The sequence below is a fragment of the Pseudomonas sp. A2 genome (assembly GCF_023100865.1).
GTDB lineage: Bacteria > Pseudomonadota > Gammaproteobacteria > Pseudomonadales > Pseudomonadaceae > Aquipseudomonas > Aquipseudomonas asiatica.
Genome location: NZ_CP039127.1, coordinates 512,857 through 537,679 on the forward strand (window position 1 = coordinate 512,857; position 24,823 = coordinate 537,679).

Here is a 24,823-nt window from a genome sequence, read left to right on the forward strand (position 1 = left end):
TGCCGGCGAATGGGCCGCACAGCGGCCCCTGTCAGCCCTTACGCAGGTGCAGCTCCTGGCGCAGATCGCTCAGGTAAGGAAACGCCGCCCGCCCCTGTACCACCCGCTCATGCTCCAGCTCCGCCAGCAACTGGCACTCGTCTCGCCCTGCCATGGCCAGCAGGCTGCCATCCGGGCCGACGATGCTGCTCTGCCCGCAATACTGGATCTCGTCTTCCGAGCCGCAGTAGTTGGCATACACCAGGTAGCACTGATTCTCCTGCGCCCGCGCCCTCACGGTCACTTGGCAGATGAAGTCGTACGGCGACATGTTCGCAGTCGGCACCAGGATCAGCTCGGCACCGTCCAGCGCCAGGCGTCGCGCGTTTTCCGGGAACTCGATGTCGTAGCAGATCAGCAGGCCGACCTTCCAGCCATCCAGCTCCACCACCGGGAAGTGATCGGCACCTGCGCTGAACATCGAGCGGTCCAGCTCGCCGAACAGGTGGGTCTTGCGATAGTTGCTCAGGCTGCGGCCGTGACCATCGATCAACTGCACGCTGTTGTAGATCGCGCCATCATCGCCACGCTCCGGATACCCGTAGACGATGGCGATGCGGTGCGCCTGGGCGATTTCCACCACCTCCATGGCCGTCGGGCCATCGGCGGCCTCGGCCAGGCGCTCGACCTGGGCCAGGCCGATGTTGTAGCCGGTCAGGAACATCTCCGGGCACACCAGCAAACTGGCGCCGCGTTCGGCCGCCAGTTGCGCCTGGTGGCGCAACCGTTGCAGGTTGCCGGGCACGTCGAGTGGCTTGGGCGAGCCCTGAAACAGAGCGATACGCATGCTGCCTCCTTGTCTCAGTCCGGCAGGGCGATCGGGCCGATTTCGTCGAACACGTCGCCTGGGCCGGGGTTGTCCGGGTGGGTGCGGCCACCGAAGTGGTTCATGATACCCCACACCGCATTCAGCGATGTCTGTACCGCGCCTTCCACCCAGGCCGGCGTCCACGACACGTCGTCACCGGCGATGAACATGCCGCGCTGCTCGGCAGGCATGTCCTGCTGCATGAAGTGCGCGTACATGCGCTGGTTGTAGCGGTAGTGCCCAGGCAGCGCGCCCTTGAAGGCGCCGAGGAAGTGCGGGTCGGCCTCCCAGGAAACGGTGATCGGGTCGCCGATGATGTGCCCGGCGATGTCGGTCTTCGGGTAGATCTTCTTCAGTGCGTCCAGGGCCAGTTGCACGCGTTTTTCCACTGGGTGCGGCAGCATCTTCAGCGCGTCGCTCATCCACGAGTACGACAGGCAGATCACCCCCGGCTTGTCGTCACCGTTGTCGAACAGGTAGGTGCCACGGGTGAGGCGATCGGTGAGGGTCATGCTCATCAGGTCGCGGCCGGTTTCCGGGTCTTTGTCTTTCCAGAACGGCCGGTCGACCATGACGAAGGTCTTCGACGACTGCATGTAGCGGGTGCGGTCCAGGGCCATCCACATCTTTTGCGAGAACAGCGATTCCTCGCAGTCGATCTGGGTGGTCAGCAGCCAGGTCTGGCAGGTGGCGAGCACGGCACTGTAGTGACGGGTGTCGCCCCAGTTATCGGTGACCGCCAGGCGGCCATCGGCGGCGCGGGCGATGCGCTTGACTCCGGTACGCGGTGCGCCGCCATGCAGCCCGCTCAGGCTGGTGCCTTCCGGCCAATGCACGCAGCGCTCCGGTACATGGCGCCAGATGCCTTGCGGTACCTGCTCTACACCGCCGACTACCAGGTGCTGGTGGTCGTCGCAGTTGGTCATCACCACGCGGAAGATTTCCAGCATCGAGTTGGGGAAGTCCGAGTCCCAGCCGCCGGTGCCGAAGCCGACCTGGCCGAACACTTCGCGGTGCTGGAAGCTCAGCTGGGCGAACGAGCGCGAGGTGGCGACGAAGTCGTAGAACGTGCGGTCGTCCCACAGCGGTACCAGCTTGTTCCACAGCTCTTTCAGGCGCGGTACGTCACGGTCGCGGATGGCCTGCTGGATGTCGGCGAACCGGGCACCGCTTTCCAGCGCGTCGGCCCAGGCATCGGCCACTTCGTGGAACAGCTTGGGCAGGTCGGTGGGTTTTTCGGCGTAGTAGGTCTGGCCTTCCAGGTCGATCACGGTGCTGCCCGAGGCCGGGGTCAGCGGGTTGGGGAACGGTTTGGTCTCCAGGCCCAGCTTGTCCACGTAGTGGTAGAAGGCAGTGGACGACACCGGGAAGCGCATGCCACCCAGTTCGGCGATGATCCCGTCAGTGCCGTTGAAGGTTTGCGAGCGCAGCCGGCCACCCAGCTTGGATGCTTCGTACACCACCGGCTTGAGGCCCAGCTTCATCAGCTCGTAGGCCGCCACCAGGCCGGCGATACCGGCGCCCACGATTGCCACTTCCTCACCATGGCGCTCGGCCGGGATGCTGCCCAGGCCTGCGGGGTGTTCCAGCCAGTCGTCGAAGGCGAAGGGGAAATCCGGGCCGAAGATGGTGACGGGTTTTTTACCATCGGCGGGGTGGCGGTTTTTCTTGTTCATGAAGTGACCTTGCCAGAGAGGCTGCGCAGCGGGCGGAGCCTGAGTATAGGAGATGCCTGGAGGCCATTTTAGGGAGTGGGGTGTTCGTTATTAAGGTGCAGATTGTTGTCTGAATGTAGCTTGTGTCGTCGAAATGATGCTATTCATACCTATTATGACGAAAAGCGCGATTGAGTAATCGAGAGTTGAACCGGTCTATGTAGGAGCGGGTTTACCCGCGAATGCTGCAGTGAATCTACCGACGCATTCGCGGGTAAACCCGCTCCCACAGGGGGGCTGTGTTGCCCTTGCCATGCGGTCGATCAGACAGTGCCTACACCCATGCCGGGAAATAAAGAATTACCCTACGCCCCCTATCGCCTCGGTCTGGCATCGCGGGAATTGCTTCATCGTTAACTTCACTGGGTCGCCGGAAATTCGGCGATCGGGCGTGAGAACCCGCGGACCATTCTGGAGGCGCACTGCTATGGCAGCTGTGCGCGGGCAGGCTTTGCCTGGCCGGGTACGCGCCTCCAAGTTCGCCGGTTCTCACCTCGTGCATGGCTGCCACCCAATTCCCGTGAGAAGGATGCGATTGGCCGCCGATCACCCTTGTGATTTGGAGGCTATACCATGACCAAGCGCTTACCCGACCAACCCGAAAAACTGAAACCCACCGCAGAAAAAACCTTTTGCAACTGCGAATCCAGCCATCCGCCATTATTCGCCATACGCCCCGGCATCGACGCTGCAGACGCCTTGGTCCACGCCTGCCTGCTGGCCCGTGGCCTCAATCAGATCGCCACCGACTACGCCCAGCATCACGCCCCCGAGCGCAGCCGTGACATCGTCTGGTCGATGCAGCATTCCGCCGAAAGCCTTTCGGCGATTCTGGAAGGCCTGCTCGACGGCCAGGAGGCCTGACCGCCAGCCAGGTTCAGAGCGGCTGCCCGCGGTCCACCTTGCTGCTGAGAATGATCGACGTGGTGGTCTTCTCCACCCCGTCGACACTGCCGATCTGGTCGAGCAACTGGTCCAGTTGCTCGGGCGAATCCGTACGCAGCCAGGCCACATAATCGAACTCGCCGCTCACTGCGCACAGCTGTTGCACCTGGCCCATGGCACTCAGGCGCCGCACCACCTCCTTGCCCGAGCGCGGCTGCACCTTGATCCCCACATACGCCTGCAGCCCACCACCCATAACCCGCTGGCCCAGGCGCACGCCATAGCCGGAGATGACCTTGTTCTTCTCCAGCCGCTCCAGACGCGAGTTGACGGTAGTACGAGCGATGCCCAGCTGGCGGGCGAGGGTGGCTACGCTTTCGCGGGCGTTTATCTGCAACAGGGCGATCAGCTGGCGATCGATTTCATCCAGCGTGATGGAGCGGGAATCCGACATGGCGAGTCTCTACGGTTGACCCGCTAGCCTAGCCAGCCTGCGGTAAGCAGGGCAAGGGTAGACAGTTGTCCATGCTTTGCATCAGTGCTGCAATCCCGGGGCCGCTTCGCGACACAAGGCCGCTCCTACAGCTGCTGCGCCGGCATGTAAGCATCGGCCGCAATGACAGAACTGCTCGATTGGTCCGGCAGGTCGAGGTGCGGTCTAGGGTGGAATAGGAGCTCACAAAATCTAACGATTTATAGCTGTTTAGATAGCCATGCCTGAGCAGAGAATGGCCCTCTCACGAACGTTGTGTTTCGGAGGACGAGGATGCCAGCCTACCACCTTGCATCAGCTCCCTCATTGCGCAATACTGCCGACAACAACTAACCCTCACGACCGGCGTGGCATGACCATCCGGTTGGAGGGGGAAAAAGCCGGCTTAAGCCGGTTTTTTCGTTTCTGGAGTGCAAAAAATGCAGAGAAAGCTTGATTCTGAGCCTCTGCGCACTCGTATCTATATCGACGGCTACAACTTCTACTACGGCTGCTTGCGCGGCACACCGTACAAGTGGCTCGACCTGTTGCCTCTCTTTGAAAAGCACATCTTGCCTTCCATACTGGTCACGGACAACCATGGCCAGATCAGGGCATGGCGGCTCCTGGAATCCCCCTCGATCAAATATTTCACGGCAAAGATCATCGAGTCGGTCGCCCGTGCTGGCGATTCGGTGTCGTCACAAGCTCGCTACCACACCGCTTTGCGCAAGCTGCATGACGGTCGAATAGAGCTCATCGAAGGTTATTACGCCGTCAATAAAATGAAGGTGAAGATCGTCGACCCTGAAAATCCGGACAAGGCTCCGCGTGAGTGCCAGGAAATCCAGGCCTGGAAGGTGGAGGAGAAACAGAGCGACGTGAATTTGGCCCTCCAGGCTTACCATGATTCGATCACGGGGCAGGTTGACCATGCCGTCATCGTTACCAACGATACTGACATCGCTCCTGCACTTCAGATGATTCGTGCTCACACAGATGTGCGGATTGGCGTGGTTGTGCCGACGTCGGGGCAAAACCGCTCGGCGAATACCGACCTGATCAAGTTTGCGCACTGGAAGCGAGAGCACATCAATTCAGGCGAGCTTGCGGCCTGTCAGCTACCGAGAGTGATTCCAGGGAGGAAACCAACCATCAAGCCGGAGTCCTGGTATGGACAACCTGAACTGCTGCAGGAAATTCTGGATTTGGCCATTCCTGTACGCGGAAGCAGGGCGGCAGCGTTCAAGTGGATGGAGCAGCCCAATCAGTTCCTCAGTGGTGAGCGGCCGATAGAGCCGGTGGAAACTGCCGAAGGTGCGACACGGGTTCTTCAGTACATACACAGCTGGATAGCCCAGCAAGAGGAGTTGCCCTAGTCAGGAGAACATGACGACTGCAGTCCCTGAAATGACAAAGGCCTACGTTCTGCAACGTAGGCCTTTGAGTTTTCTGGTGGGCCCACACGGACTCGAACCGTGGACCAAAGGATTATGAGTCCTCTGCTCTAACCGACTGAGCTATAGGCCCTCAGTAAGTGGCCGGATTATAACGAGGGTTTCGCACCTGTGCCATCTGAAAGATCCGATAGTGCTATGCGAAGAAACGTCGCCGCGAACTCGTCCGGGGGCAGGGGCAGGCTGACGATGTAGCCCTGGATCTGCTCACAGCCTTCTGCCGCCAGGAACCGTTGCTGGGCCTGGTTTTCCACACCCTCGGCAATGATGGTCAGCTGCATGCTGCGGCCCAAGGCGATGATGGCGCGGGCGATGGCGGCGTCATGAGGGTCGTCGGGCAGCCCGCGGATGAACGACTTGTCGATCTTGAGAATGTCCAGCGGCAGGCGCTTGAGGTAGCTCAGCGATGAATAACCGGTGCCGAAATCGTCGATGGCCAGCTGCACGCCCAGTTTCTTCAGCTGGTACAGCACGGCCAAGGCTTCCTCTGCCTGGCTCATGATGAAGTTTTCGGTGATTTCCAGCTGCAGGTCACCGGCTGTGAGCTGGTAGTGCTTCAGCAACTGTTCGATGCGCCTGGCAAGATGGGGATGGCGCAGCTGGGCGCCGGCGAGGTTTATCGACAACGGGCCGAAGGGTTCGTAGTGCATCTTCCAGGCCTGCATCTGCCGGCAGGCCTGCTCCAGTACCCAGTCACCGATCTGGAGGATGGTGCCGTTCTCTTCCGCGAGGTGAATGAAGTGCTCTGGCGGCACTTCACCAAAGGTCGGGTGGCTCCAGCGTATCAGCGCTTCGGCACCGACCAGGCTCTGTGTCTTGAGGCTGAGCTTGGGCTGGAAGCACAGGCTCAGTTCGTTGCGTTCGATGGCGCGGCGCAGTTCGTGCTCCAGGGCGATGCGTTCGCTGGCCTGGGCGGTGAGGTCGAGGGTGTAGGCTTCGACGCGGTTACGGCCCTTGGCCTTGGAGCGGTACATGGCGGCGTCGGCGTTGCGAATCAGTGTGGCAACGTCTGTACCGTCCTGTGGATAAAGGCTGATGCCGATGCTGGCGCTGGTGAAGAACTCATGCTCGCCAGCCTGGAATGGCGCGTTGAAGCAGGTCAGCAGCTTATTGGCGATGGCGCTGGCGTCACTGGGTTTGTGCAGGCCGGGCAGCAGGATGATGAACTCATCGCCACCCAGGCGGGCCACGGTGTCGACATCACGCACCTGCTCTTTCAGGCGTTGGGCGATGCCCTTGAGCAGCAGATCGCCGACCGGGTGGCCGAGGCTGTCGTTGATGTGCTTGAAACGGTCGAGGTCAAGGAACAGCACCGCGCCCTTGCGGTTGGAGACCTGCGCACAGGTGAGCGCGGCCTGCAGGCGGTTCTCGAACAGGGCACGGTTGGGCAGGCCGGTCAGTGGATCGTGGTGGGCCTGGTAGTCAAGCTTGGCCTGGGCGTGCTTGAGGCTGGAGATGTCGGCGAACACTGCGACGAAGTGGGTAATCTCGCGCTCGCTGTTGCGCACGGCGCTGATGGTCAGCCAGCCGGGGTACAGTTCGCCGTTCTTGCGCTTGTTGTAGATCTCGCCTTGCCAATGGCCTTCATCGGTCAGCTGGTGCCACATGGCGGCATAGAACGCACTGTCGTGCTGGCCGGAGGCGAGCAGGCGTGGGGTCTGGCCGAGGGCTTCGATCTCACTGTAACCGGTGATTTCGCTGAAGGCGCGGTTTACGGCACTAATGTGCTGGTCGATGTCGGTGATCAGCACGCCTTCGGCGGTGTTCTCGAACACGGTGGCGGCCAGCTGCAGCTTTTCCTGCATCAGATGGCGCTCGGTGATGTCGCGGGCGATTGTCAGTATGCAGTCGTCGCCAGCAATCGGCAGCGGCCGTGCAGAGAGTTCGCAGAGGCGAATCTGCCCGTCGCTGCGGCGCAGGTGGCACGTGAAGTCGCGTACGAAGCCGTCGCGGTTTAGCTGTTGGACCAGACGCTTGCGCTCGTTGAGGTCGACCCAGATGCCCAGGTCCAGCGAGGTCTGGTCGATGGTAGGGCTGAGGTCATAGCCGGTCAGGCGGCAGAAGCCTTCGTTCACTTCGAGCAGCAAACCGTCGCTCTGGCGCGACAGCAGCAGGCCATCGGGCGAGGCATGGAAGGCCTTGGCGAATTTCTCTTCCGAGGTTTGTAGCTGCTCCTGGGTTTCCTTGAGCTGGCTGATATCGCGTACCGCCACCACGAGCGCGAGGTTGCCGTCGAGTTCAAAGGTTTCGGCCGAGGTCAGGCCGGTGAAGAGTTGGCCGTTGCTGCGGCGGAAGCTCATTTCCAGGTTGCGGATACCGCCTTGGTGCAGGCGTTCGAGCAGCCGCGGGCCGTCGCCTTCGACGCCCCACAGGTTGAGCTCGGTGGCGGTGCGGCCAATTACCTGGCTCGGGGTGAGGCCGATCTGCTCTTCGAAGGCCTCGTTCACCTCCAGCAGGCAGCCGTCGCTGTGGCGGGCGATCAGCAGGATGTCGGGGCACTGCTGGAACACCGAGGCGAACTTCTGTTCGGACAGGCGCAGGGCGTCCTCGGTGCGCTTGGTCTCGCTAATGTCGATCATCAGGCCACGCATCACCGGCTGGTGGCCATGCTCGATCATGCTGACGATGTTGCGTACCCACAGTGGCTGGCCATCGGCTCTGATCACCCGGTAGTCGAGGCTGTGGTCGCGGCCGGCGGCAGTCTCACTGTCGCAGTAGGCCTGGGCCCAGAGGGCATCCTCCGGGTGCAGGATGCTGCGCCAGAAGCCAGGTTTGAGCCAGTCGGCCAATGGGTAGCCGAGCAAGCCTTCTGCGTGGGGCGAGACGTAGCTGTAGGTGAAGTCGTTGGCGTCGGCCTCCCAGGCTATGGCGGACAGGCTCTCGACCAGGCTGCGATAGTGGTACTCGCTGCTGCGCAGTTCCTGCTCCAGGGCGATGCGCCGTGAAATTTCCGAACTGAGCCGGCGGTTGATGCGGATGACCGCTGCCAGCACGGCCATCAATACCAGCACCGTGGGCAGGCCATACACCAGCAGGTCCGACCAGAACATCCGTTGGTCGACCACATTGCCCACCCAGCGTTGCTGGATCTGGCTGACTTCGCTGCTGCTCATGTCGGCTATCACTTTGTCGAGAATGCCGACCAGTACTTTCTTGTCGCGCGGGGCGGCCATGGCCAGCTGGTAGCGGTAGGGCGTTTCGCCGCTGACGTAGAGGCCGTCGAGCTTGAGCTGGCGCAGGCTCCAGATGCTTGAAGCGAGGTCACCGACCACGGCGTCCACTTCGTCGGTGGCCAGGGCCTGCAGGGTGGAGCTGACGTTAGGCAGGGCCACCAGGTTGAGGTCTGGGTGGTGTGTGCGCAGCAGTTCGTGCGGGGCGTAGTTTTCGACCACGGCGATCTTCAGGCCGTAAAGGTCGTCCAGGTTGCGCGGCTGTGCACCGCCTTTATGGGCGAGGATAACGATGGGGAAGTCGAGGTACGGCCGGGTGAAGGCCAGGTAGCCTTGGCGTTCGGGGGTGGACATGATGCCGGGCAGCAGGTCGATGCGGCTTTCGCGTGCTTGCGCCAGTACCTCGGTCCAGCTGCTGGGTTCGACCGGTTTGAGCGTCACGCCCAGGCGTTGCTGGATCGTGGCGATGTAATCGGCGGCCAATCCCTGGTACCGGCCCTCCTGGTCGCGAAATTCGAACGGTGGCCAAGAGGCGTCTACACCCAGGCTCAGCTGCGGGTGGGCAGCCAACCAGGCTTTCTCCTCGTCTGTCAGGGTCAGGGCGCCGGCCGTTGTGTTCCACAAGATCAGGAGCAGCAACAGGATGGCCGGCATCAGCGGCATAGCGGCCTCACATTCAAGTGGTATGAAGTCGAGTGTAGACGGGCATTGCTGCAGATGTGCGGTGGAGGGCAGGGTCTTTTGTCAGAGGCAACAGGGCCTTGCGGGTGTTGGGCGGCCTGCATGGCCTTCATGGCATGCGCGCCCCCTGTAGGAGCAGCCTTGTGCTGCGAAGACGCCAGTTAGGCCAAAGATCATTTACTGTTGCAATGGACTCTTCGCAGCACAAGGCTGCTCCTACAGAGATCGCGCCAGAATTCAGATTTTGCGCAACAGCCGGAAAAGAAAAACCCCGGCCTGGGCCGGGGTTTGTCATCACTCGTCGAGGAAGGAGCGCAGATGCTCGCTGCGAGTCGGGTGGCGCAGTTTGCGCAACGCCTTCGCTTCGATCTGACGGATCCGCTCGCGGGTCACGTCGAACTGCTTGCCCACCTCTTCGAGGGTGTGGTCGGTGTTCATGTCGATACCGAAACGCATGCGCAGCACCTTGGCTTCGCGTGCGGTCAGGCCCGAGAGCACGTCACGGGTGGCTTCCTTGAGGCTTTCGACCGTGGCCACGTCGATCGGGGACTGCATGGTCGAGTCCTCGATGAAGTCGCCCAGGTGCGAATCTTCGTCGTCACCGATCGGGGTTTCCATGGAGATCGGCTCTTTGGCGATCTTCAGTACCTTGCGGATCTTGTCCTCAGGCATTTCCATGCGCTCGCCCAGCTCTTCCGGGGTCGGTTCGCGACCCATTTCCTGCAGCATCTGGCGGGAAATACGGTTGAGCTTGTTGATCGTCTCGATCATGTGCACCGGAATACGGATGGTGCGCGCCTGGTCGGCGATCGAACGGGTGATCGCCTGGCGGATCCACCAGGTGGCATAGGTCGAGAACTTGTAGCCGCGACGGTATTCGAACTTGTCCACCGCTTTCATCAAGCCGATGTTGCCTTCCTGGATCAGGTCGAGGAATTGCAAGCCACGGTTGGTGTACTTCTTGGCGATGGAGATCACCAGACGCAGGTTCGCCTCGACCATTTCTTTCTTGGCGCGGCGGGCCTTGGCTTCACCGATCGACATGCGACGGTTGATTTCCTTGATCTCGGCAACGGTCAGGCCGGTTTCGGTCTCAAGGTCGATCAGCTTCTGCTGGCAAGCGACGATGGCAGCGTCCTTTTCACCCAGGGCGGCAGCCCATTTGGTGTTGCGCTTGGCCAGGTCACCGCTCCAGGTCTGGTCGGTTTCGTTGCTCGGGAACATGCGCAGGAAGTCGGCACGCGGCATGCGGGCGTCACGCACGCACAGCTGCATGATGGCGCGTTCCTGCTGGCGCAGGCGGTTCAGGGCGTCACGAACACGCTCTACCAGTACCTCGAACTGCTTCGGTACCAGCTTGATCGGCATGAACAAATCGGCCAGGGCCTGCAGGGCGTCGATGCTTTCCTGGTGGGTGCGACCATTCTTCTTCAGAACCTTGTTGGTGGCCTGAAGCTGGTCGTTGACCGCGCCGAAACGCTGACGGGCGACTTCCGGGTCCGGGCCGCTCTCGGCCTCTTCCTCGTCGTCACCGCTTTCGGATTCGTCCTCGTCGTCGTCGGACTCTTCCTTCGCAGCGGCGGCCTTGGTGCCCGGGATCGGCACTTCTTCGGTCGGCGCGGCGATATTGTCGTCAGGATCGATGTAACCGCTGAGAACGTCCGACAGACGGCCGCCTTCGCTGGTGACACGGTCATATTCGCTGAGAATGTAGTCGACAGTGCCCGGGAAGTGAGCGATGGCGCCCATGACTTCACGGATGCCTTCCTCGATACGCTTGGCGATTTCGATCTCGCCTTCGCGGGTCAGCAGCTCGACGGTGCCCATTTCGCGCATGTACATGCGCACCGGGTCGGTCGTGCGGCCGATATCGGTTTCAACTGCCGCCAACGCAGCAGCGGCTTCTTCGGCCGCGGCTTCGTCGGTGTCGGCTTCCGCCAACAGAAGGGCATCCGCATCCGGAGCACTCTCGAATACGTTGATCCCCATGTCGTTGATCATGCGGATGATGTCTTCCACCTGTTCCGGATCTGAAATATCCTCAGGCAGGTGGTCGTTGACCTCCGCGTAAGTCAGGTAGCCCTGCTCACGACCGCGGGTGATCAACTCTTTGATACGAGACTGCTGTTGCGCTTTTCCGGACATAACACCCTATCCACTGAAGGTCTTGGCGGGCAAAAAACAAGCCGAGGATTATACCCGAGCATGGGCCTCACGCGCCAGATGAGGTCGGCGTTTGTGCGGGAACATTCCGGCTCAGCAGGGCGAGGAGCTGGGTTTTTTCCTCGCTGGTCAATTCGCTTTGACGTGATTTCCTGAGCAGTTGTTCCAGGCTGCGCTCGCGTTGGCGGGCGGACAAGCTAGTTATAGTGTCGAAAAACTGTTGTTCAAGGTTGTCGGCCACGATCAGCCATTCCTTTTCCGCCAAGGCCCGCAGCAGGCGCCCCTGTTCGGTGCCGTGCCAGCGTGCGATCAACTGCATTGAGCTTAGCCCAGGATTTTTCTGCGCGGCTTCAATCAGTGCCACCAGCAGCTGGCTGTACAAGTGTTCTTCATCGGCGAAGTGGCTGGCATCTTCCACCTTGCCGGCCAGCAGAGGGTGGTGCAGCAAGGTGCGCAGGGCGGCCAGGGTGGGCGGCTCGACCGGGGCCGGTACGCGTGGTGGTGCTTCGTCACGCTGCTGCCATGGCTTGCCACCCTTGCGGTTCTTGTCCCAGGGTTTGTCGCCCCACTGCTTCTTGCCAGCGCCCTTGTTCGGCTTCCACTCCTGTTCCTGATGAACGGGGGCGAAGTCGTGCTGCGGCATGTCGCCGTAATCGGGGGTATAGCTGGCCATGGCGTCATAGTCGTAGCCAGGGTCGTAGTCCGGCACGCTGCTGGTGGCCGGGGCGTGTTGCGCCAGTTGCTCGACCTGCTGCGGGTCGAGGCCGGTGATTTCCTTAAGGCGGTTGCGCATCAGCTGGCGCAGGTTGGCGCCGGGGATCTTTTCGATCAGCGGTGCGGCAAGGGTCGCCATGTGCGCCTTGCCTTCCAGCGAGCGCGGGTCGGCTTCGACGCTTAGCTGCTCGAAGAAGTAATCGGCCAGCGGCTGGGCGTGCTGGTTGATGCGGGCCATGAAGGCGTCGGTACCTTCGGCGCGCACCAGGCTGTCCGGGTCTTCGCCTTCGGGCAGGAACAGGAAGCGCGCGCGGCGGCCGTCCTGCAGGTTCGACAGGGTCGACTCCAGGGCGCGCCAGGCGGCCTTGCGCCCGGCCTGGTCACCGTCGAAGCAGAACAGCACGCTGGGTACCACGCGGAACAGGCGCTTGAGGTGCTCTTCGCTGGTGGCGGTGCCGAGGGTGGCCACAGCGTTGCGCAGGCCCTGCTGGGCCAGGGCAATGACGTCCATGTAGCCCTCGACGACGATGATTTCGTCGAGGTTGCGGTTGTGCTTGCGTGCCTCGTACAGGCCGTAGAGTTCCTGGCCCTTGTGGAACACCGGGGTTTCCGGGGAGTTCAGATACTTGGGCTTGTCGTCGCCGAGCACTCGGCCACCAAAGGCGATGATGCGTCCGCGGCTGTCGCGGATCGGGAACATCACCCGGTCGCGGAAACGGTCGTAGCGCTTGCCGCTTTCGGCGTTTTCGATCAACAGGCCGGCATCGATCATCACCTTCTGCTGCAAGGTGTCGGCACCCAGGTGCTTGAGCAGGTTATCCCAGCCTGGCGGGGCGAAGCCCAGGCCGAAGTCACGGGCGATTTCCCCGGACAGGCCGCGGCCCTTGAGGTAATCCACCGCTGCCTTGCGGGTCGGGTGACTGCGCAGGGCCTGGCGGTAGAACTCCGAGGCGGCGTCCAGCAGCGGGTACAGCGGCGAATCGGTTGGCTGGCGCGGCTTGTGGTCGCGGCGACCTTGCTCGCGGGGTACTTCCATGCCGGCGGCGCGGGCCAGTTCCTCGACCGCCTGGGGGAAGTCCAGGTTGTCGTGGTCCATTACGAAGCCCAGGGCGTTGCCGCCGGCGCCGCAGCCGAAGCAGTAGTAGAACTGCTTGTCGGGGCTGACCGTGAAGGAAGGAGTTTTTTCCTTGTGGAACGGGCAGCAGGCGGAATAGTTCTTGCCGGTTTTTTTCAGCTGGACGCGCGAACTCACCACGTCGACGATGTCGAGGCGGTTGATAAGGTCGTCAATGAAACTCTGGGGAATCAGCCCGGCCATGGCAGTCTCGTCATCTGGCAGCTGGCAAGTCTAATCGCTCACGCGCCGAATGGGGCGAGTGCCGCTTGGGAAAGTGCGAGGGAATGTGTGCTCGTCGCCAGCCCCTGAGGGCCCGTCAGTCGGACGCGCACGTCTGGTCATACAACAAGGAGGACCAGCTCTGACGTTTCAGGCAGGTTGCCCATGTGCAGTTCGCATGAAGCTTGTGCAGGGCCTTGAGCTAGCTGCTCAAGTTTGAAGCGACCACTGCCATCGCCCGGCGGTTAGCCGGGCAGGGCAGAAGCTTTGCGTAGAACGTCTGTATTAGTACAGACGAACGGCGCGGCGCTGTTCGCGCTGAACTTTCTTGGCGTGACGCTTAACAGCAGCAGCTGCTTTGCGCTTACGCTCGGCGGTCGGCTTCTCGTAAAACTCGCGGCTACGAACTTCAGCCAGTACACCGGCTTTTTCGCAGGAGCGCTTGAAACGACGCAGAGCTACGTCGAAGGGTTCGTTCTCTTTAACTTTGACGGCTGGCATCCAGGGCTACCTTAATTCATTACCGGGGTAGACGTGCTCCTGGCAAAACAAAGGTGTGCTGGAGAACGTCGGTTTTCAAGGGTTGCGGATGTTAACCCTTAGCAAGCCGGAATGCAAAGCCTCTGATCGAAAACCGCTGGTCGGCATCCGACACGGGGACTATCATGCGCGGCTTCGAATTCAGCCCCCACAAGGGACGAACCCATGCTAGTACTGGGATTGGAAACATCCTGCGACGAAACTGGCGTCGCATTATACGACAGCGAGCGCGGTTTGTTGGCCGACGCGCTGTTCAGCCAGATCGACCTGCACCGCGTGTTCGGCGGTGTGGTGCCAGAGCTTGCCTCGCGCGACCACGTCAAGCGCATGCTGCCACTCATCCGCCAGGTGCTGGATGAGGCCGGCTGCGTCGCCACCGAGATCGACGCCATCGCCTACACCGCGGGCCCTGGCCTGGTCGGTGCCCTGCTGGTGGGGGCCTCCTGTGCCCAGGCGCTGGCCTTTGCCTGGGACATCCCGGCGATTGGCGTACACCACATGGAAGGCCACCTGCTGGCACCCATGCTGGAAGAAAACCCACCGGAGTTTCCGTTCGTCGCTTTGTTGGTTTCCGGTGGTCACACCCAGCTGGTGCGGGTCGATGGCATCGGCCAGTACGAGCTGCTGGGCGAGAGCCTGGACGACGCCGCAGGCGAAGCGTTCGACAAGACCGCCAAGCTGATCGGCCTGAACTACCCCGGTGGCCCGGAAATCGCCCGCCTAGCCGAGCGCGGCGTGCCTGGCCGCTTCGTGTTCCCGCGGCCGATGACCGACCGCCCGGGCCTGGAGTTCAGCTTCAGCGGCCTGAAAACCTTTGCCCTGAACACCTGGCAGCAGTGCCGCGATGCCGGCGACGACAGTGAGCAAACCCGTTGCGACCTGTCCCTGGCATTCCAGCAGGCGGTGGTGGAGACTTTGACCATCAAGTGCAAGCGGGCGTTGAAGCAGGCAGGCCTCAAGCGCCTGGTCATTGCTGGTGGCGTCAGCGCCAACAAGGCCTTGCGTGCGTCCCTCGAGGACATGCTCGGCAGCATCAAGGGCAACGTGTACTACGCGCGCCCGCAGTTCTGCACCGACAACGGCGCGATGATCGCCTATGCCGGCTGCCAGCGGTTGTTGGCCGGGCAAAAGCAGGACCTGGCAATCAGCGTGCAGGCACGCTGGCCGATGGAGCAGTTGCCGCCGGTTTAAGCGTTAGAAGTGCCGTTCGCGGCCTGCGAACAGGTCGCGAAGGTTGCTGCGGTGGCGCCATACGATCATTGCCGTCAGCACAGTGATCGGTAGCAGGGCCTCTGGCTCGCGCCAGGCCAGCAACGGCAAGGTCAGCGGTGTGGCGATCAGCGCCGCCAGCGAGCTGGTGCGGGTGAGGTAGAAGGTCAGCAGCCAGGCGCCAATGGCCAGCAGCGCGGCCGGGAAGTACAGGGCCATGAGCATGCCGGCGGCGGTTGCCACGCCCTTGCCGCCCTGGAAGCGGAAGTACAGCGGGAACAGGTGGCCCAGCACTGCGCACACGCCAACCCAGGCCTGCGCGTGCAGGTCCAGCCCGGCACCGCGGGCGAGCAATACCGGCAACAGGCCCTTGCACAGGTCGCCAAGCAGGGTCAGGATCGCCAGTTTGCGGCCTGCCAGGCGTAGCATGTTGGTGGCGCCGGCATTGCCTGAACCGCTGGAACGCGGGTCCGGGCTGCCCGTAAGGCGGCTGAGGACGATGGCGAAGGACAGCGAGCCGAGCAGGTAGGCGAGCAACGCCAGTAACCAAAACATGCTAACTATTCCGGGCGAGGACGCCCTGATTCTAACGGCGCCAGTCGCCCTTGTCGTGCTGTGGAGAGAAGTGCTTGGACAGAGTGTTCATCGAAGGCCTGGAAGTCGATACCGTCATCGGTGCCTATGACTGGGAGCGGGATATTCGCCAGTGCTTGCGCCTGGACCTGAGCTTTGCCTGGGATAACCGCCCGGCTGCGGCGGGTGACGACCTGAACCTGGCGCTGGATTATGCCAGTGTGTCGGCCCGTATCCAGGCGTTTGCCGAACAGGCGCGTTTCGAGTTGGTTGAAACTTTCGCCGAGCGCCTGGTGGCGACGTTGATGGAGGAGTTCCACATCCCGTGGGTGCGGTTGAAGCTGACCAAGCCGGGTGCGGTACCGGCGGCCCGTGGCGGTGTTGGCGTGGAGATCGAGCGCGGATGTCTCTGAGCACGGTTTACCTGGGCCTTGGCAGCAACATTGATCGCGAGGTGCATTTGTGCGCCGGGCTCGATGCATTGGCAGGCATCCTGACCGACATGCGCTGCTCGCCGGCGTTCGAAAGCCAGGCGGTGGGGATCAAGAGCGGTCCGTTCATCAACTTCGTGGTGACTGGGCAGACTGCGTTGCCGTTGATCGAACTGGACCGCCGGTTGAAGTTCATCGAGGCCGACAATGGCCGCTATGCCCCGGACCGCAAGGGGCTGCCGCTGGATATCGACGTGCTGATGTATGACGACTTGCACGGCACGTTCGATGGGCTGGTGTTGCCTCGGGCCGAGATCCTGAAGAACGCCTTTGTGCTGTGGCCACTGTCGCTGCTGGCGCCGGAGCTTGTGCATCCGGGGGTAGGCAAGACAATGGCGCAGTTGTGGCAGGAGGCGCGGATTGATCAGGTGCTGGCGCCGGTTGCCTTTGAGTGGCGCGGGTTGCAGCTGACTCCCGCGTAAGCCTGTACCGGCCCTTTCGCGGCTAAAGCCGCTCCCACAGGTACAGCGACAACCTCGAGAGCAACGCCGTCCCTGTGGGAGCGGCTTTAGCCGCGAAGGGGCCGGTATGTTCAACCGAGCTTGTAAGCTTCGAGGGCTTTCAGCCGCTCACCTTTGAGCGCTTCACCCAAGGCCTGGCCGGTCAGCCCTGCCTGCACCAATGGCTTAACATCCACTGCCCGCGCCGCCGCCGCTGCCCCTCGCAGGTATTCGGACTGTGGATAACCCGCTTTGCCCTCGCCCAGCGCTGCCATCTCGGAAGCGATCAGGAAGTCTTCGAATCGCTGTGGCCGCCGGTACACATCGAACTTCTGCAGCAGCCCCAGCAGTGCCGTGGCGGGCAACTCCTGCGCCTGGTTGCCCAGCTTCAGGCACTCACCCGTCAGCAGCGCCAGCTCCTGGCACTCCCGCGGCGCCTTCAGGCGCTGGTTGATGGCTTTGATCGCGGCCGGTGTCAGCGACTGCAGCAGGCAGGCCCAGCGTACATGCAGGGGCTGTTCGTGCATTGCCGACTGTTCCAGCGCTGCCAGGGCCTGAGGGGCGTCATCTAGCTCTGGCAGCAGCTCCTGCAGGGCCCCACAAGCATGCAGCACCTGGAAGAACACCTGCGGCTGCGCCTCCATCAGCGCCCGCTCGATTTCCTTCCAGCTGCGCTCGGCGGTCAGTGCCTGCAATTCGCCAGAGGCACTGATCTGACGCATCAGCTCAAGCGTCTCATCGGCAACCCGGAATCCCAGCGGTGCATAACGGGCAGCAAAGCGCGCAACTCGCAGCACACGCAATGGATCTTCGGCGAATGCCGGGGAAACATGGCGTAAAAGGCGCTGGTCGATATCGTCCTGGCCATGATAGGGATCGTATACCATACCCGTCTCGTCCTCGGCCATTGCATTGATGGTCAGGTCACGACGGATCAGGTCTTCTTCCAGGGTCACATCGGGGCTGGCGTGGAAAGTGAAGCCGCCGTAGCCCCGCCCGCTCTTGCGCTCGGTGCGCGCCAGGGCGTATTCCTCGCCGGTTTTCGGGTGCAGGAACACCGGGAAATCAGCGCCGACCGGTCGAAAACCCTTAGCGTGCATTTCCTCGACCGTGGCGCCGACCACCAGCCAGTCGATATCGCTGACAGGGCGGCCGAGCAGGCGGTCGCGCACGGCGCCGCCAACTTTGTAGATGTGCATGTGCAGCTCTCCATAACTGCCGACAGGATAACCCGTCGGCAGCCTTGAAGTTGCACTAGAGGTGGTGAATGACAGCCAGATCCATGCGGCCATAGTCGGCGCTTTCGCCGTGCTCGCCGCGTGGTGGCATGTGGTGGGTTTTCATCACCTGCTCGCCCTGGACGGTCTCCAGGTGGATGTCGAAGCCCCACAGGCGGTGCAGGTGCTTGAGCACTTCATCGGTAGAATCGCCCAGCGGTTTGCGGTTGTGTTGCTGGTGACGCAAGGTCAGCGAGCGGTCGCCCCGGCGGTCAACGCTCCAGATCTGCACGTTCGGTTCGCGATTGCCCAGGTTGTACTGCGCCGCCAGTAGTTCGCGAATGGTCCGGTAGCCGGCCTCGTCGTGGATGGCAGGTACATACAGGTCGTCGCGCTGGTCGTCATCGAGGATGCTGAACAGCTTCAGATCGCGAATGACCTTCGGCGACAGGTACTGCAGGATGAAGCTCTCGTCCTTGAAGCTGCTCATGGCGAACTTGATGGTAGAAAGCCAGTCGCTGCCGGCAATGTCGGGGAACCAGCGCCGATCTTCTTCGGTCGGGTTTTCGCACATGCGGCGGATGTCGGTATACATCGCAAAGCCCAGTGCGTAGGGGTTGATGCCGTTGTAGTAGGGGCTGTCGAAGCCGGGCTGGAATACCACGCTGGTGTGCGACTGCAGGAACTCCATCATGAAGCCTTCGGTGATCAGCCCCTCGTCGTACAGGTCGTTCATCAGCGTGTAGTGCCAGAATGTCGCCCAGCCTTCGTTCATCACCTGGGTCTGGCGCTGCGGGTAGAAATACTGGGCGATCTTGCGCACGATGCGCACCACTTCACGCTGCCAGGGCTCCAGCAGCGGGGCGTTCTTCTCGATGAAATACAGGATGTTTTCCTGCGGTTCGGCGGGGAAGCGCGCATCATCGCGCTCGTTACCCTTGTCAGCGCTTTTCGGAATGGTCCGCCAAAGGTCATTGATCTGCCGCTGCAGGTGCTCCTCGCGCTCCTTCTGCCGCCGCCGCTCCTCTTCGGCGGAAATCGGATAAGGCCGCTTGTAGCGGTCGACGCCGTAGTTCATCAGGGCGTGGCAAGAGTCGATCAGGTCTTCTACGGCATCGATGCCATGGCGCTCTTCGCACTGGGCGATGTACTGCTTGGCGAACACCAGGTAGTCGATGATCGAGCTGGCGTCGGTCCAGGTGCGGAACAGGTAGTTGCCCTTGAAGAAACTGTTATGGCCGTAGCAGGCGTGGGCGATCACCAGTGCCTGCATGCACATGGTGTTTTCTTCCATCAGGTAGGCGATGCACGGGTCGGAGTTGATCACGATCTCGTAGGCCAGGCCCATCTGGCCACGGCTGTAGGACTTCTCCGTACTGAGGAACTGCTTGCCGTAGGACCAGTGGTGATAACCCAGCGGCATGCCGACCGAGGCGTAGGCGTCCATCATCTGCTCGGCGGTAATGACCTCGATCTGGTTGGGGTAGGTGTCCAGGGCGTAACGCTCGGCCAGGCGGCTGATTTCCCGGTCGTAGGTCTGGATCAGTTCGAACGTCCACTCGGACCCGGTGGAAATAGGTTGGCGTCTCTGTGCTCTGGCGGTCATGTGGCTAACCTGCGCTGGAAGAGTTCACGGAAGACCGGGTAGATATCGCCGGCCGATACCAACTGCTGCTGGGCGAACGTATCGGGGAAGGCTTCGCCGATGCGCTCGTATTCGTACCACAGCGCCTGGTGTTCACGCGGGGTGATTTCAACGTAAGTGTAGTACTGCACATGCGGCATGATCTGCTTGGCCAGGATGTCGCGGCAGATCGGCGAGTCGTCGTTCCAGTTGTCGCCGTCGGAGGCCTGGGCGGCGTAGATGTTCCAGTCGCTGGCCGGGTAGCGTTCGGCCATGACCTCCTGCATCAGTTTGAGTGCGCTGGAAACGATGGTGCCGCCGGTTTCCCGCGAATAGAAGAATTCTTCCTCGTCGACTTCACGAGCGCTGGTGTGGTGGCGGATGAACACCACTTCGATGCGGTCGTAGTTACGCTTGAGGAACAGGTACAGCAGGATGAAGAAACGCTTGGCGATGTCCTTGGTGGCCTGGGTCATCGAGCCGGACACGTCCATCAGGCAGAACATCACAGCCTTGGAGCTGGGGTTGGGCTGCTTGACCAGCAGGTTGTACTTGAGGTCGAAGGTGTCGAGGAAGGGCAGGCGGTTGATGCGTGCCTTCAGGCGTTCGATCTCGTGCTCGACTTCCTGGATATCGGTGAAGTTGTCCGGTTCCTCGACCTTCAGGCGGGCGAGTTCCTTTTGTGCTTCGCGCAGTAATGCGCGGCTGCTGCCGGTCAGGGCGATACGCCGGGCATGGGCTGAACGCAGTGTGCGCACGATGTTGATGCGTGACGGGTTGCCTTCGTTGGCGATACCAGCGCGCACGGTCTTGAAAGTGTCGGCCCCGGTCAGGTGACGTTTGACCAGGTTGGGTAGCTCGAGGTCCTCGAACATGAACTCGAGGAATTCTTCCTGGGTGATCTGGAAGACGAAGTCGTCCATGCCCTCGCCGGAGTTGCCTGCCTTGCCGCGGCCGCTGCCACCGCCGCCGCCTTGTGGCCTTGGGATGTGTTCACCGGCAGTGAATTCCTTGTTGCCTGGATGCACGATGGTCTGCTTGCCCCCGCGACCATGGTGCAGCACCGGTTCGTCGATGTCGCGCCCCGGAATGCTGATCTGCTCGCCATGTTCCATGTCCATGATGGAACGGCGGCTCACCGCCTCTTCGACGGCTTTCTTGATGTGTTCGCGGTACCGCCGCAGGAAGCGCTGGCGGTTCACCGTGCTCTTGTTCTTGCCGTTCAGGCGTCGATCTATAACGTAGCTCATGGTCCCTCCGGTAGCTGGGAACAGCTGCACGCTTCAAGCTACGAGCTGCTGCACATAAAGGCAGCAAAGCAGCTGCCGCCGCCCAGGGCTGGCATGGCAGCCCTGGGCGCGCGGTGGGTAGCTTGTCGCTTTATTGCGATTTCCTGACCCGCAGGTACCATTCCGACAGCAGACGAACCTGTTTGTCGGTGTAGCCACGCTCCACCATACGCGTGACGAAGTCGTTGTGTTTCTGTTGGTCCTCCTTGCTTGCCTTGGCGTTGAAGCTGATGACCGGCAGCAGGTCTTCGGTGTTGGAGAACATTTTCTTCTCGATCACCACCCGCAGCTTTTCGTAGCTCAGCCAGCTCGGGTTCTTGCCGTTGTTGTTGGCACGGGCACGCAGCACGAAGTTGACGATTTCGTTGCGGAAATCTTTCGGGTTGCTGATGCCGGCCGGCTTCTCGATCTTCTCCAGTTCTTCGTTGAGGGCGATACGGTTGAGGATTTCGCCGGTTTCCGGGTCGCGGTATTCCTGGTCCTGGATCCAGAAGTCTGCGTACAGCACGTAGCGGTCGAAGATGTTCTGGCCGTATTCGCTGTAGGACTCCAGGTAGGCGGTCTGGATTTCCTTGCCAATGAACTCGATATAGCGCGGGGCCAGGTATTCCTTCAGGTAGCGCAGGTAGCGTTCGCGCACCTCGGCCGGGAACTGTTCCTGCTCGATCTGCTGCTCCAGCACATAAAGCAGGTGCACCGGGTTGGCGGCCACTTCATGCGGATCGAAGTTGAACACCTTGGACAGGATCTTGAACGCGAAGCGGGTCGACAGGCCGTTCATGCCTTCGTCGACGCCGGCCGCATCGCGGTACTCCTGGATCGACTTGGCCTTCGGATCGGTGTCCTTGAGGTTCTCCCCGTCGTACACCCGCATCTTCGAGTAGATGTTGGAGTTTTCCGGCTCTTTCAGGCGCGACAGCACGGTGAACTGGGCGAGCATCTTCAGTGTGTCTGGCGCGCAGTGCGCCTTGGCCAGTGAGCTGTTGATCAGCAGCTTGTCGTAGATCTTGATTTCGTCGCTGACGCGCAGGCAGTACGGCACCTTGACGATGTAGATCCGGTCGATGAACGCCTCGTTGTTCTTGTTGTTACGGAAGGTGTGCCACTCCGATTCGTTGGAGTGGGCCAGCAGAATCCCGGAGTAGGGGATGGCGCCGAGGCCTTCGGTACTGTTGTAGTTGCCTTCCTGGGTGGCGGTAAGCAACGGGTGCAGGACCTTGATCGGGGCCTTGAACATCTCGACGAATTCCATCAGGCCCTGGTTGGCCCGGCACAGCGCGCCCGAATAGGCATATGCGTCGGCGTCGTTCTGCGGGAATTCCTCGAGCTTGCGGATATCGACCTTGCCGACCAGGGCCGAGATGTCCTGGTTGTTCTCGTCGCCAGGTTCGGTCTTGGCGATGGCGATCTGGTTGAGGATCGACGGGTACAGCTTCACCACCTTGAACTTGCTGATGTCGCCGCCGAACTCCTGCAGGCGCTTGGTGGCCCAAGGCGACATGATGGTGTTCAGGTAGCGCCGCGAGATGCCGTACTCTTCCTCGAGAATGGCCCCGTCTTCGGTGGCATTGAACAGGCCCAATGGCGACTCGAATACCGGCGAGCCCTTGATAGCGTAGAACGGTACCTTTTCCATCAGCTGCTTGAGTTTTTCGGCCAGCGACGACTTACCGCCGCCCACCGGGCCCAGCAGATAGAGGATCTGTTTCTTCTCCTCCAGGCCTTGGGCGGCGTGGCGGAAGTAGGACACGATCTGGTCGATGCACTCTTCCATGCCATGGAAGTCGGCAAAGGCCGGATAGCGGCGGATAACCTTGTTGGAGAAGATTCGCGACAGTCTGGAGTTGGTTGAGGTGTCGATCAGCTCCGGCTCACCGATGGCCAGCAACAGCCGTTCGGCCGCCGATGCGTAGGCACTGCGATCCTCTTTGCACAGCTCGAGGTACTCCTGCAGCGAGAGTTCTTCCTGGCGCGTAGACTCGAAACGTTGTTGGAAGTGGCTAAAAATACTCATGACGTCACCTCGCTCGATACGTGGAGACGACGCCGGATCAGTCAGCTGATGCTGGCATGCAACCGGGGCTGCCGATTGCTGTATACCCCCAGAACACCCTGTAACGCTACCGATGACCCGCACGCCGGTGTACCGGCTCTCCCCTTTTTCTGGATGGCCTGCGCTTAAGAATAGTTGGTTATCCGCAAGGTCAAGGGCGAGGGGCGGAGAAGTTGCGAACGACCGTTCGTCAGATAAGCCGCAAGCCCGCATGGGGCGCGGGCTGCAGTAAAAATGAAAAAATTATTCGGCAGTGCCCTGGGCGGTTTCGGCCGGGTAGGTGGCGCGCCACAGCTCAAAGCCGCCGTCGACGCTGTATACGTCCGAGAAACCCTGGTTCACCAGATAGGCCGCAGCACTCTGGCTGGAATTGCCGTGGTAGCACACCACCAGGGTTGGGGCGTCGAGGTCGGCATTGCGGATGAACTCGGCGACAGAATGGTTATCCAGATGCTTGGCGCCAGTGATGTGGCCGGCGGCAAAGGCCTGCGGGTCGCGAATGTCGACGACTACCGCACCTTGCGCGCGAAGGGCCAGGGCCTGTTCGGGAGGGATGCGCTTGAATTCGCTCATGGGTACGGCTTCCTTCAGGATTGATCGTTCAGTGTAGGCGTTTGGGCGGGGAGGCGTAAGTTGCCGTCGTCGCTGCAGTCACAGCGGTGATATTCGCCGCTATCGACGTTGTACAGGGTCATGGCACCGCCCCACACGCAACCGGTGTCCAGGGCGATGATGCCGGGCTCGTTGACCTGCCCCTGAAGGGCGGCCCAGTGGCCGAAAATAATCTTCACGTGGCGCGAGCGGCGGCCTTTGTGTGCGTACCAGGGCTTGTAGCCTTTGGGGGCGGTATCCAGGCCTTCCTTGCTCTTGAGGTCGAGCTTGCCCTCGGCGGTGCAGAAGCGCATGCGCGTGAGGCAGTTGGTGATGACCCGCAGGCGTTCGATGCCGGTGAGGCTTTTGCTCCACTTGTTCGGCTCGTTGCCGTACATGCCGTCAAGGTACAGTTTCAGGCGCTCGTCGTCGCGCAGCACTTCCTCGACCTCGGCGGCCAACTCCAGGGCTTTGCCCAAGGTCCATTGCGGTGGAATGCCGGCGTGAACCAGCGCAATGCCGCGGGGTTCGTCGTAATGCAGCAGCTTTTGCTGGCGCAGCCAGTCGAACAGCTGGTCGGCGTCAGGCGCTTCGATGATCTCGCGCAGGGTGTCGCTTTTCTTCAGGCGTTCGACGTTATGCCAGGCGGCCAGCAGGTGCAGGTCATGGTTGCCCAGCACGCACACCAGCGACTGGCGGATCGAATAAAGGAAGCGCAGGGTTTCCAGTGACTCGGGGCCGCGGTTGACCAGGTCGCCGACCAGCCACAGGCGGTCGACGGCGGGGTTGAAATTGACCCGTTCGAGCAGGCACTTGAGTGGCTGCAGGCAGCCCTGCAGATCACCGACGGCGTAGGTAGCCATCAGTGCAGCGCCCCGGGCACCGCCAGGCGGAAGGGGGCGATCTCGGCATCGAAGCGTTTGCCGTCTTCGGCGAACATCTGGTAGCTGCCCTGCATGGTGCCCACGCGGGTGCTGATGACCGCGCCGCTGCTGTAGGTGTGGCTCTGGCCCGGGTCGATATTGGGCTGCTGGCCGACCACGCCGGCGCCACGCACTTCCTCGACCTCGCCGTCACCGTTGGTGATCAGCCAGTGGCGCGACAGCAGCTTGGCCTTCAGCGAGCCATTGTTCTGCACGGTGATGGTGTAGGCGAAAGCGAAACGACTGTTTTCGGGGTCGGATTGTTCTTTGAGGTAGCGGGTCACGACGCTGACGTCGATTTTATAGCGAGGGTCGGACATGCAAGGGCCTTGGGCAAACTGACGCAATAATGCAGTCTAGGCCATTGAGAGGGGGAAGGGCCAGCGGTGAGAGGCTTGGGGATTTGTGTTGTCTGTCCCGGCCCTTTCGCGGG

General features: G+C 61.6%; 20 protein-coding genes and 1 tRNA gene. 5 read left to right on the plus strand and 16 right to left on the minus strand.

Annotated features, from left to right (window positions below; translation table 11 throughout):
• Nucleotides 1-31 precede the first annotated feature (31 nt).
• Together E5221_RS02390 and E5221_RS02395 are read right to left on the minus strand one after the other, a co-directional pair.
• On the minus strand, nt 32-826 hold the full coding sequence (locus E5221_RS02390) for a carbon-nitrogen hydrolase family protein (RefSeq protein WP_139657363.1): 795 nt from the start codon (nt 824-826) through the stop codon (nt 32-34).
• Nucleotides 827-840: 14 nt separating this feature from the next.
• Nucleotides 841-2,523 (minus strand): NAD(P)/FAD-dependent oxidoreductase, encoded by a 1,683-nt coding sequence (locus E5221_RS02395; RefSeq protein ID WP_013970572.1) that lies wholly within the window; start codon nt 2,521-2,523, stop codon nt 841-843.
• Between the two features lie 612 nt (nt 2,524-3,135).
• On the opposite strand from E5221_RS02395, the gene E5221_RS02400 reads away from it, so the two are divergent.
• Nucleotides 3,136-3,426, plus strand: coding sequence for a hypothetical protein (locus E5221_RS02400; protein WP_025337447.1), 291 nt, complete (start codon nt 3,136-3,138; stop codon nt 3,424-3,426).
• A 13-nt stretch (nt 3,427-3,439) separates the two neighbouring features.
• Here E5221_RS02400 and E5221_RS02405 read toward each other — a convergent pair whose 3' ends face one another.
• Nucleotides 3,440-3,901, minus strand: coding sequence for an Lrp/AsnC family transcriptional regulator (locus E5221_RS02405; RefSeq protein ID WP_015268712.1), 462 nt, complete (start codon nt 3,899-3,901; stop codon nt 3,440-3,442).
• Nucleotides 3,902-4,359: 458 nt separating this feature from the next.
• Between E5221_RS02405 and nicB the strand changes: the two genes are divergently transcribed.
• Nucleotides 4,360-5,298, plus strand: coding sequence for a 6-hydroxy-3-succinoylpyridine 3-monooxygenase (gene nicB, locus E5221_RS02410; RefSeq protein ID WP_061550897.1), 939 nt, complete (start codon nt 4,360-4,362; stop codon nt 5,296-5,298).
• Between the two features lie 74 nt (nt 5,299-5,372).
• Here the strand turns inward: nicB and E5221_RS02415 are convergent.
• The 5 genes from E5221_RS02415 to rpsU form a co-directional block, all read right to left on the minus strand.
• Nucleotides 5,373-5,449: transfer RNA gene (locus E5221_RS02415), tRNA-Ile, on the minus strand.
• 16 nt (nt 5,450-5,465) lie between these two features.
• Entirely contained in the window at nt 5,466-9,209 is a 3,744-nt protein-coding gene (locus E5221_RS02420) for a bifunctional diguanylate cyclase/phosphodiesterase (protein WP_247846822.1), read from the minus strand.
• A gap of 312 nt (nt 9,210-9,521) precedes the next feature.
• Nucleotides 9,522-11,372 (minus strand): RNA polymerase sigma factor RpoD, encoded by a 1,851-nt coding sequence (gene rpoD, locus E5221_RS02425; protein ID WP_013970578.1) that lies wholly within the window; start codon nt 11,370-11,372, stop codon nt 9,522-9,524.
• 67 nt (nt 11,373-11,439) lie between these two features.
• Nucleotides 11,440-13,422 (minus strand): DNA primase, encoded by a 1,983-nt coding sequence (gene dnaG / locus E5221_RS02430; RefSeq protein WP_013970579.1) that lies wholly within the window; start codon nt 13,420-13,422, stop codon nt 11,440-11,442.
• Between the two features lie 303 nt (nt 13,423-13,725).
• On the minus strand, nt 13,726-13,941 hold the full coding sequence (rpsU, locus tag E5221_RS02435; protein ID WP_003255575.1) for a 30S ribosomal protein S21: 216 nt from the start codon (nt 13,939-13,941) through the stop codon (nt 13,726-13,728).
• Between the two features lie 204 nt (nt 13,942-14,145).
• Between rpsU and tsaD the strand changes: the two genes are divergently transcribed.
• Nucleotides 14,146-15,171 (plus strand): tRNA (adenosine(37)-N6)-threonylcarbamoyltransferase complex transferase subunit TsaD, encoded by a 1,026-nt coding sequence (gene tsaD, locus E5221_RS02440; RefSeq protein ID WP_023661234.1) that lies wholly within the window; start codon nt 14,146-14,148, stop codon nt 15,169-15,171.
• A 3-nt stretch (nt 15,172-15,174) separates the two neighbouring features.
• Here tsaD and plsY read toward each other — a convergent pair whose 3' ends face one another.
• Nucleotides 15,175-15,744, minus strand: coding sequence for a glycerol-3-phosphate 1-O-acyltransferase PlsY (gene plsY / locus E5221_RS02445; protein ID WP_013970581.1), 570 nt, complete (start codon nt 15,742-15,744; stop codon nt 15,175-15,177).
• Between the two features lie 74 nt (nt 15,745-15,818).
• On the opposite strand from plsY, the gene folB reads away from it, so the two are divergent.
• Both folB and folK read left to right on the plus strand, forming a co-directional pair.
• Complete coding sequence (folB, locus tag E5221_RS02450; protein ID WP_004375185.1) at nt 15,819-16,175, plus strand: dihydroneopterin aldolase; 357 nt, start codon at nt 15,819-15,821, stop codon at nt 16,173-16,175.
• Nucleotides 16,166-16,675 (plus strand): 2-amino-4-hydroxy-6-hydroxymethyldihydropteridine diphosphokinase, encoded by a 510-nt coding sequence (gene folK, locus E5221_RS02455; RefSeq protein WP_013970583.1) that lies wholly within the window; start codon nt 16,166-16,168, stop codon nt 16,673-16,675. The genes folB and folK overlap by 10 nt, the downstream gene beginning before the upstream one ends.
• A gap of 110 nt (nt 16,676-16,785) precedes the next feature.
• Here folK and E5221_RS02460 read toward each other — a convergent pair whose 3' ends face one another.
• The 7 genes from E5221_RS02460 to apaG all read right to left on the minus strand — a co-directional run bounded on the left by E5221_RS02460 (nt 16,786) and on the right by apaG (nt 24,710).
• On the minus strand, nt 16,786-17,892 hold the full coding sequence (locus E5221_RS02460; protein WP_247846823.1) for a multifunctional CCA addition/repair protein: 1,107 nt from the start codon (nt 17,890-17,892) through the stop codon (nt 16,786-16,788).
• Between the two features lie 55 nt (nt 17,893-17,947).
• Entirely contained in the window at nt 17,948-19,516 is a 1,569-nt protein-coding gene (locus tag E5221_RS02465) for a SpoVR family protein (protein ID WP_013970585.1), read from the minus strand.
• Nucleotides 19,513-20,784, minus strand: coding sequence for a YeaH/YhbH family protein (locus E5221_RS02470; protein WP_013970586.1), 1,272 nt, complete (start codon nt 20,782-20,784; stop codon nt 19,513-19,515). The genes E5221_RS02465 and E5221_RS02470 overlap by 4 nt, the downstream gene beginning before the upstream one ends.
• A 130-nt stretch (nt 20,785-20,914) precedes the next feature.
• Nucleotides 20,915-22,837 (minus strand): PrkA family serine protein kinase, encoded by a 1,923-nt coding sequence (locus E5221_RS02475; RefSeq protein WP_013970587.1) that lies wholly within the window; start codon nt 22,835-22,837, stop codon nt 20,915-20,917.
• A gap of 282 nt (nt 22,838-23,119) precedes the next feature.
• Complete coding sequence (gene glpE / locus E5221_RS02480) at nt 23,120-23,449, minus strand: thiosulfate sulfurtransferase GlpE (RefSeq protein WP_061303896.1); 330 nt, start codon at nt 23,447-23,449, stop codon at nt 23,120-23,122.
• A 14-nt stretch (nt 23,450-23,463) separates the two neighbouring features.
• Nucleotides 23,464-24,330 carry a symmetrical bis(5'-nucleosyl)-tetraphosphatase gene (locus E5221_RS02485; protein WP_061550902.1) on the minus strand — a complete coding sequence of 289 codons (867 nt, stop codon included), beginning with the start codon at nt 24,328-24,330 and terminating at the stop codon, nt 23,464-23,466.
• Nucleotides 24,330-24,710: a Co2+/Mg2+ efflux protein ApaG gene (apaG, locus tag E5221_RS02490; RefSeq protein ID WP_013970590.1), complete on the minus strand. Its 381-nt coding sequence runs from the start codon at nt 24,708-24,710 to the stop codon at nt 24,330-24,332. The genes E5221_RS02485 and apaG overlap by 1 nt, the downstream gene beginning before the upstream one ends.
• Between the last annotated feature and the right edge of the window lie 113 nt (nt 24,711-24,823).

Excerpts from the sequence above, each read along its gene's own strand:
- E5221_RS02405 (WP_015268712.1), bottom strand. The coding sequence starts at position 3,901 with ATGTCGGATTCCCGCTCCATCACGCTGGATGAAATCGATCGCCAGCTG.
- E5221_RS02485 (WP_061550902.1), bottom strand. The coding sequence starts at position 24,330 with ATGGCTACCTACGCCGTCGGTGATCTGCAGGGCTGCCTGCAGCCACTC.
- E5221_RS02420 (WP_247846822.1), bottom strand. The coding sequence starts at position 9,209 with ATGCCGCTGATGCCGGCCATCCTGTTGCTGCTCCTGATCTTGTGGAAC.
- glpE (WP_061303896.1), bottom strand. The coding sequence starts at position 23,449 with ATGAGCGAATTCAAGCGCATCCCTCCCGAACAGGCCCTGGCCCTTCGC.
- E5221_RS02460 (WP_247846823.1), bottom strand. The coding sequence starts at position 17,892 with ATGCACATCTACAAAGTTGGCGGCGCCGTGCGCGACCGCCTGCTCGGC.
- E5221_RS02465 (WP_013970585.1), bottom strand. The coding sequence starts at position 19,516 with ATGACCGCCAGAGCACAGAGACGCCAACCTATTTCCACCGGGTCCGAG.
- rpoD (WP_013970578.1), bottom strand. The coding sequence starts at position 11,372 with ATGTCCGGAAAAGCGCAACAGCAGTCTCGTATCAAAGAGTTGATCACC.
- dnaG (WP_013970579.1), bottom strand. The coding sequence starts at position 13,422 with ATGGCCGGGCTGATTCCCCAGAGTTTCATTGACGACCTTATCAACCGC.
- folK (WP_013970583.1), top strand. The coding sequence starts at position 16,166 with ATGTCTCTGAGCACGGTTTACCTGGGCCTTGGCAGCAACATTGATCGC.
- tsaD (WP_023661234.1), top strand. The coding sequence starts at position 14,146 with ATGCTAGTACTGGGATTGGAAACATCCTGCGACGAAACTGGCGTCGCA.
- rpsU (WP_003255575.1), bottom strand. The coding sequence starts at position 13,941 with ATGCCAGCCGTCAAAGTTAAAGAGAACGAACCCTTCGACGTAGCTCTG.
- apaG (WP_013970590.1), bottom strand. The coding sequence starts at position 24,710 with ATGTCCGACCCTCGCTATAAAATCGACGTCAGCGTCGTGACCCGCTAC.
- nicB (WP_061550897.1), top strand. The coding sequence starts at position 4,360 with ATGCAGAGAAAGCTTGATTCTGAGCCTCTGCGCACTCGTATCTATATC.
- E5221_RS02475 (WP_013970587.1), bottom strand. The coding sequence starts at position 22,837 with ATGAGTATTTTTAGCCACTTCCAACAACGTTTCGAGTCTACGCGCCAG.
- E5221_RS02400 (WP_025337447.1), top strand. The coding sequence starts at position 3,136 with ATGACCAAGCGCTTACCCGACCAACCCGAAAAACTGAAACCCACCGCA.
- E5221_RS02470 (WP_013970586.1), bottom strand. The coding sequence starts at position 20,784 with ATGAGCTACGTTATAGATCGACGCCTGAACGGCAAGAACAAGAGCACG.
- E5221_RS02395 (WP_013970572.1), bottom strand. The coding sequence starts at position 2,523 with ATGAACAAGAAAAACCGCCACCCCGCCGATGGTAAAAAACCCGTCACC.
- plsY (WP_013970581.1), bottom strand. The coding sequence starts at position 15,744 with ATGTTTTGGTTACTGGCGTTGCTCGCCTACCTGCTCGGCTCGCTGTCC.
- E5221_RS02390 (WP_139657363.1), bottom strand. The coding sequence starts at position 826 with ATGCGTATCGCTCTGTTTCAGGGCTCGCCCAAGCCACTCGACGTGCCC.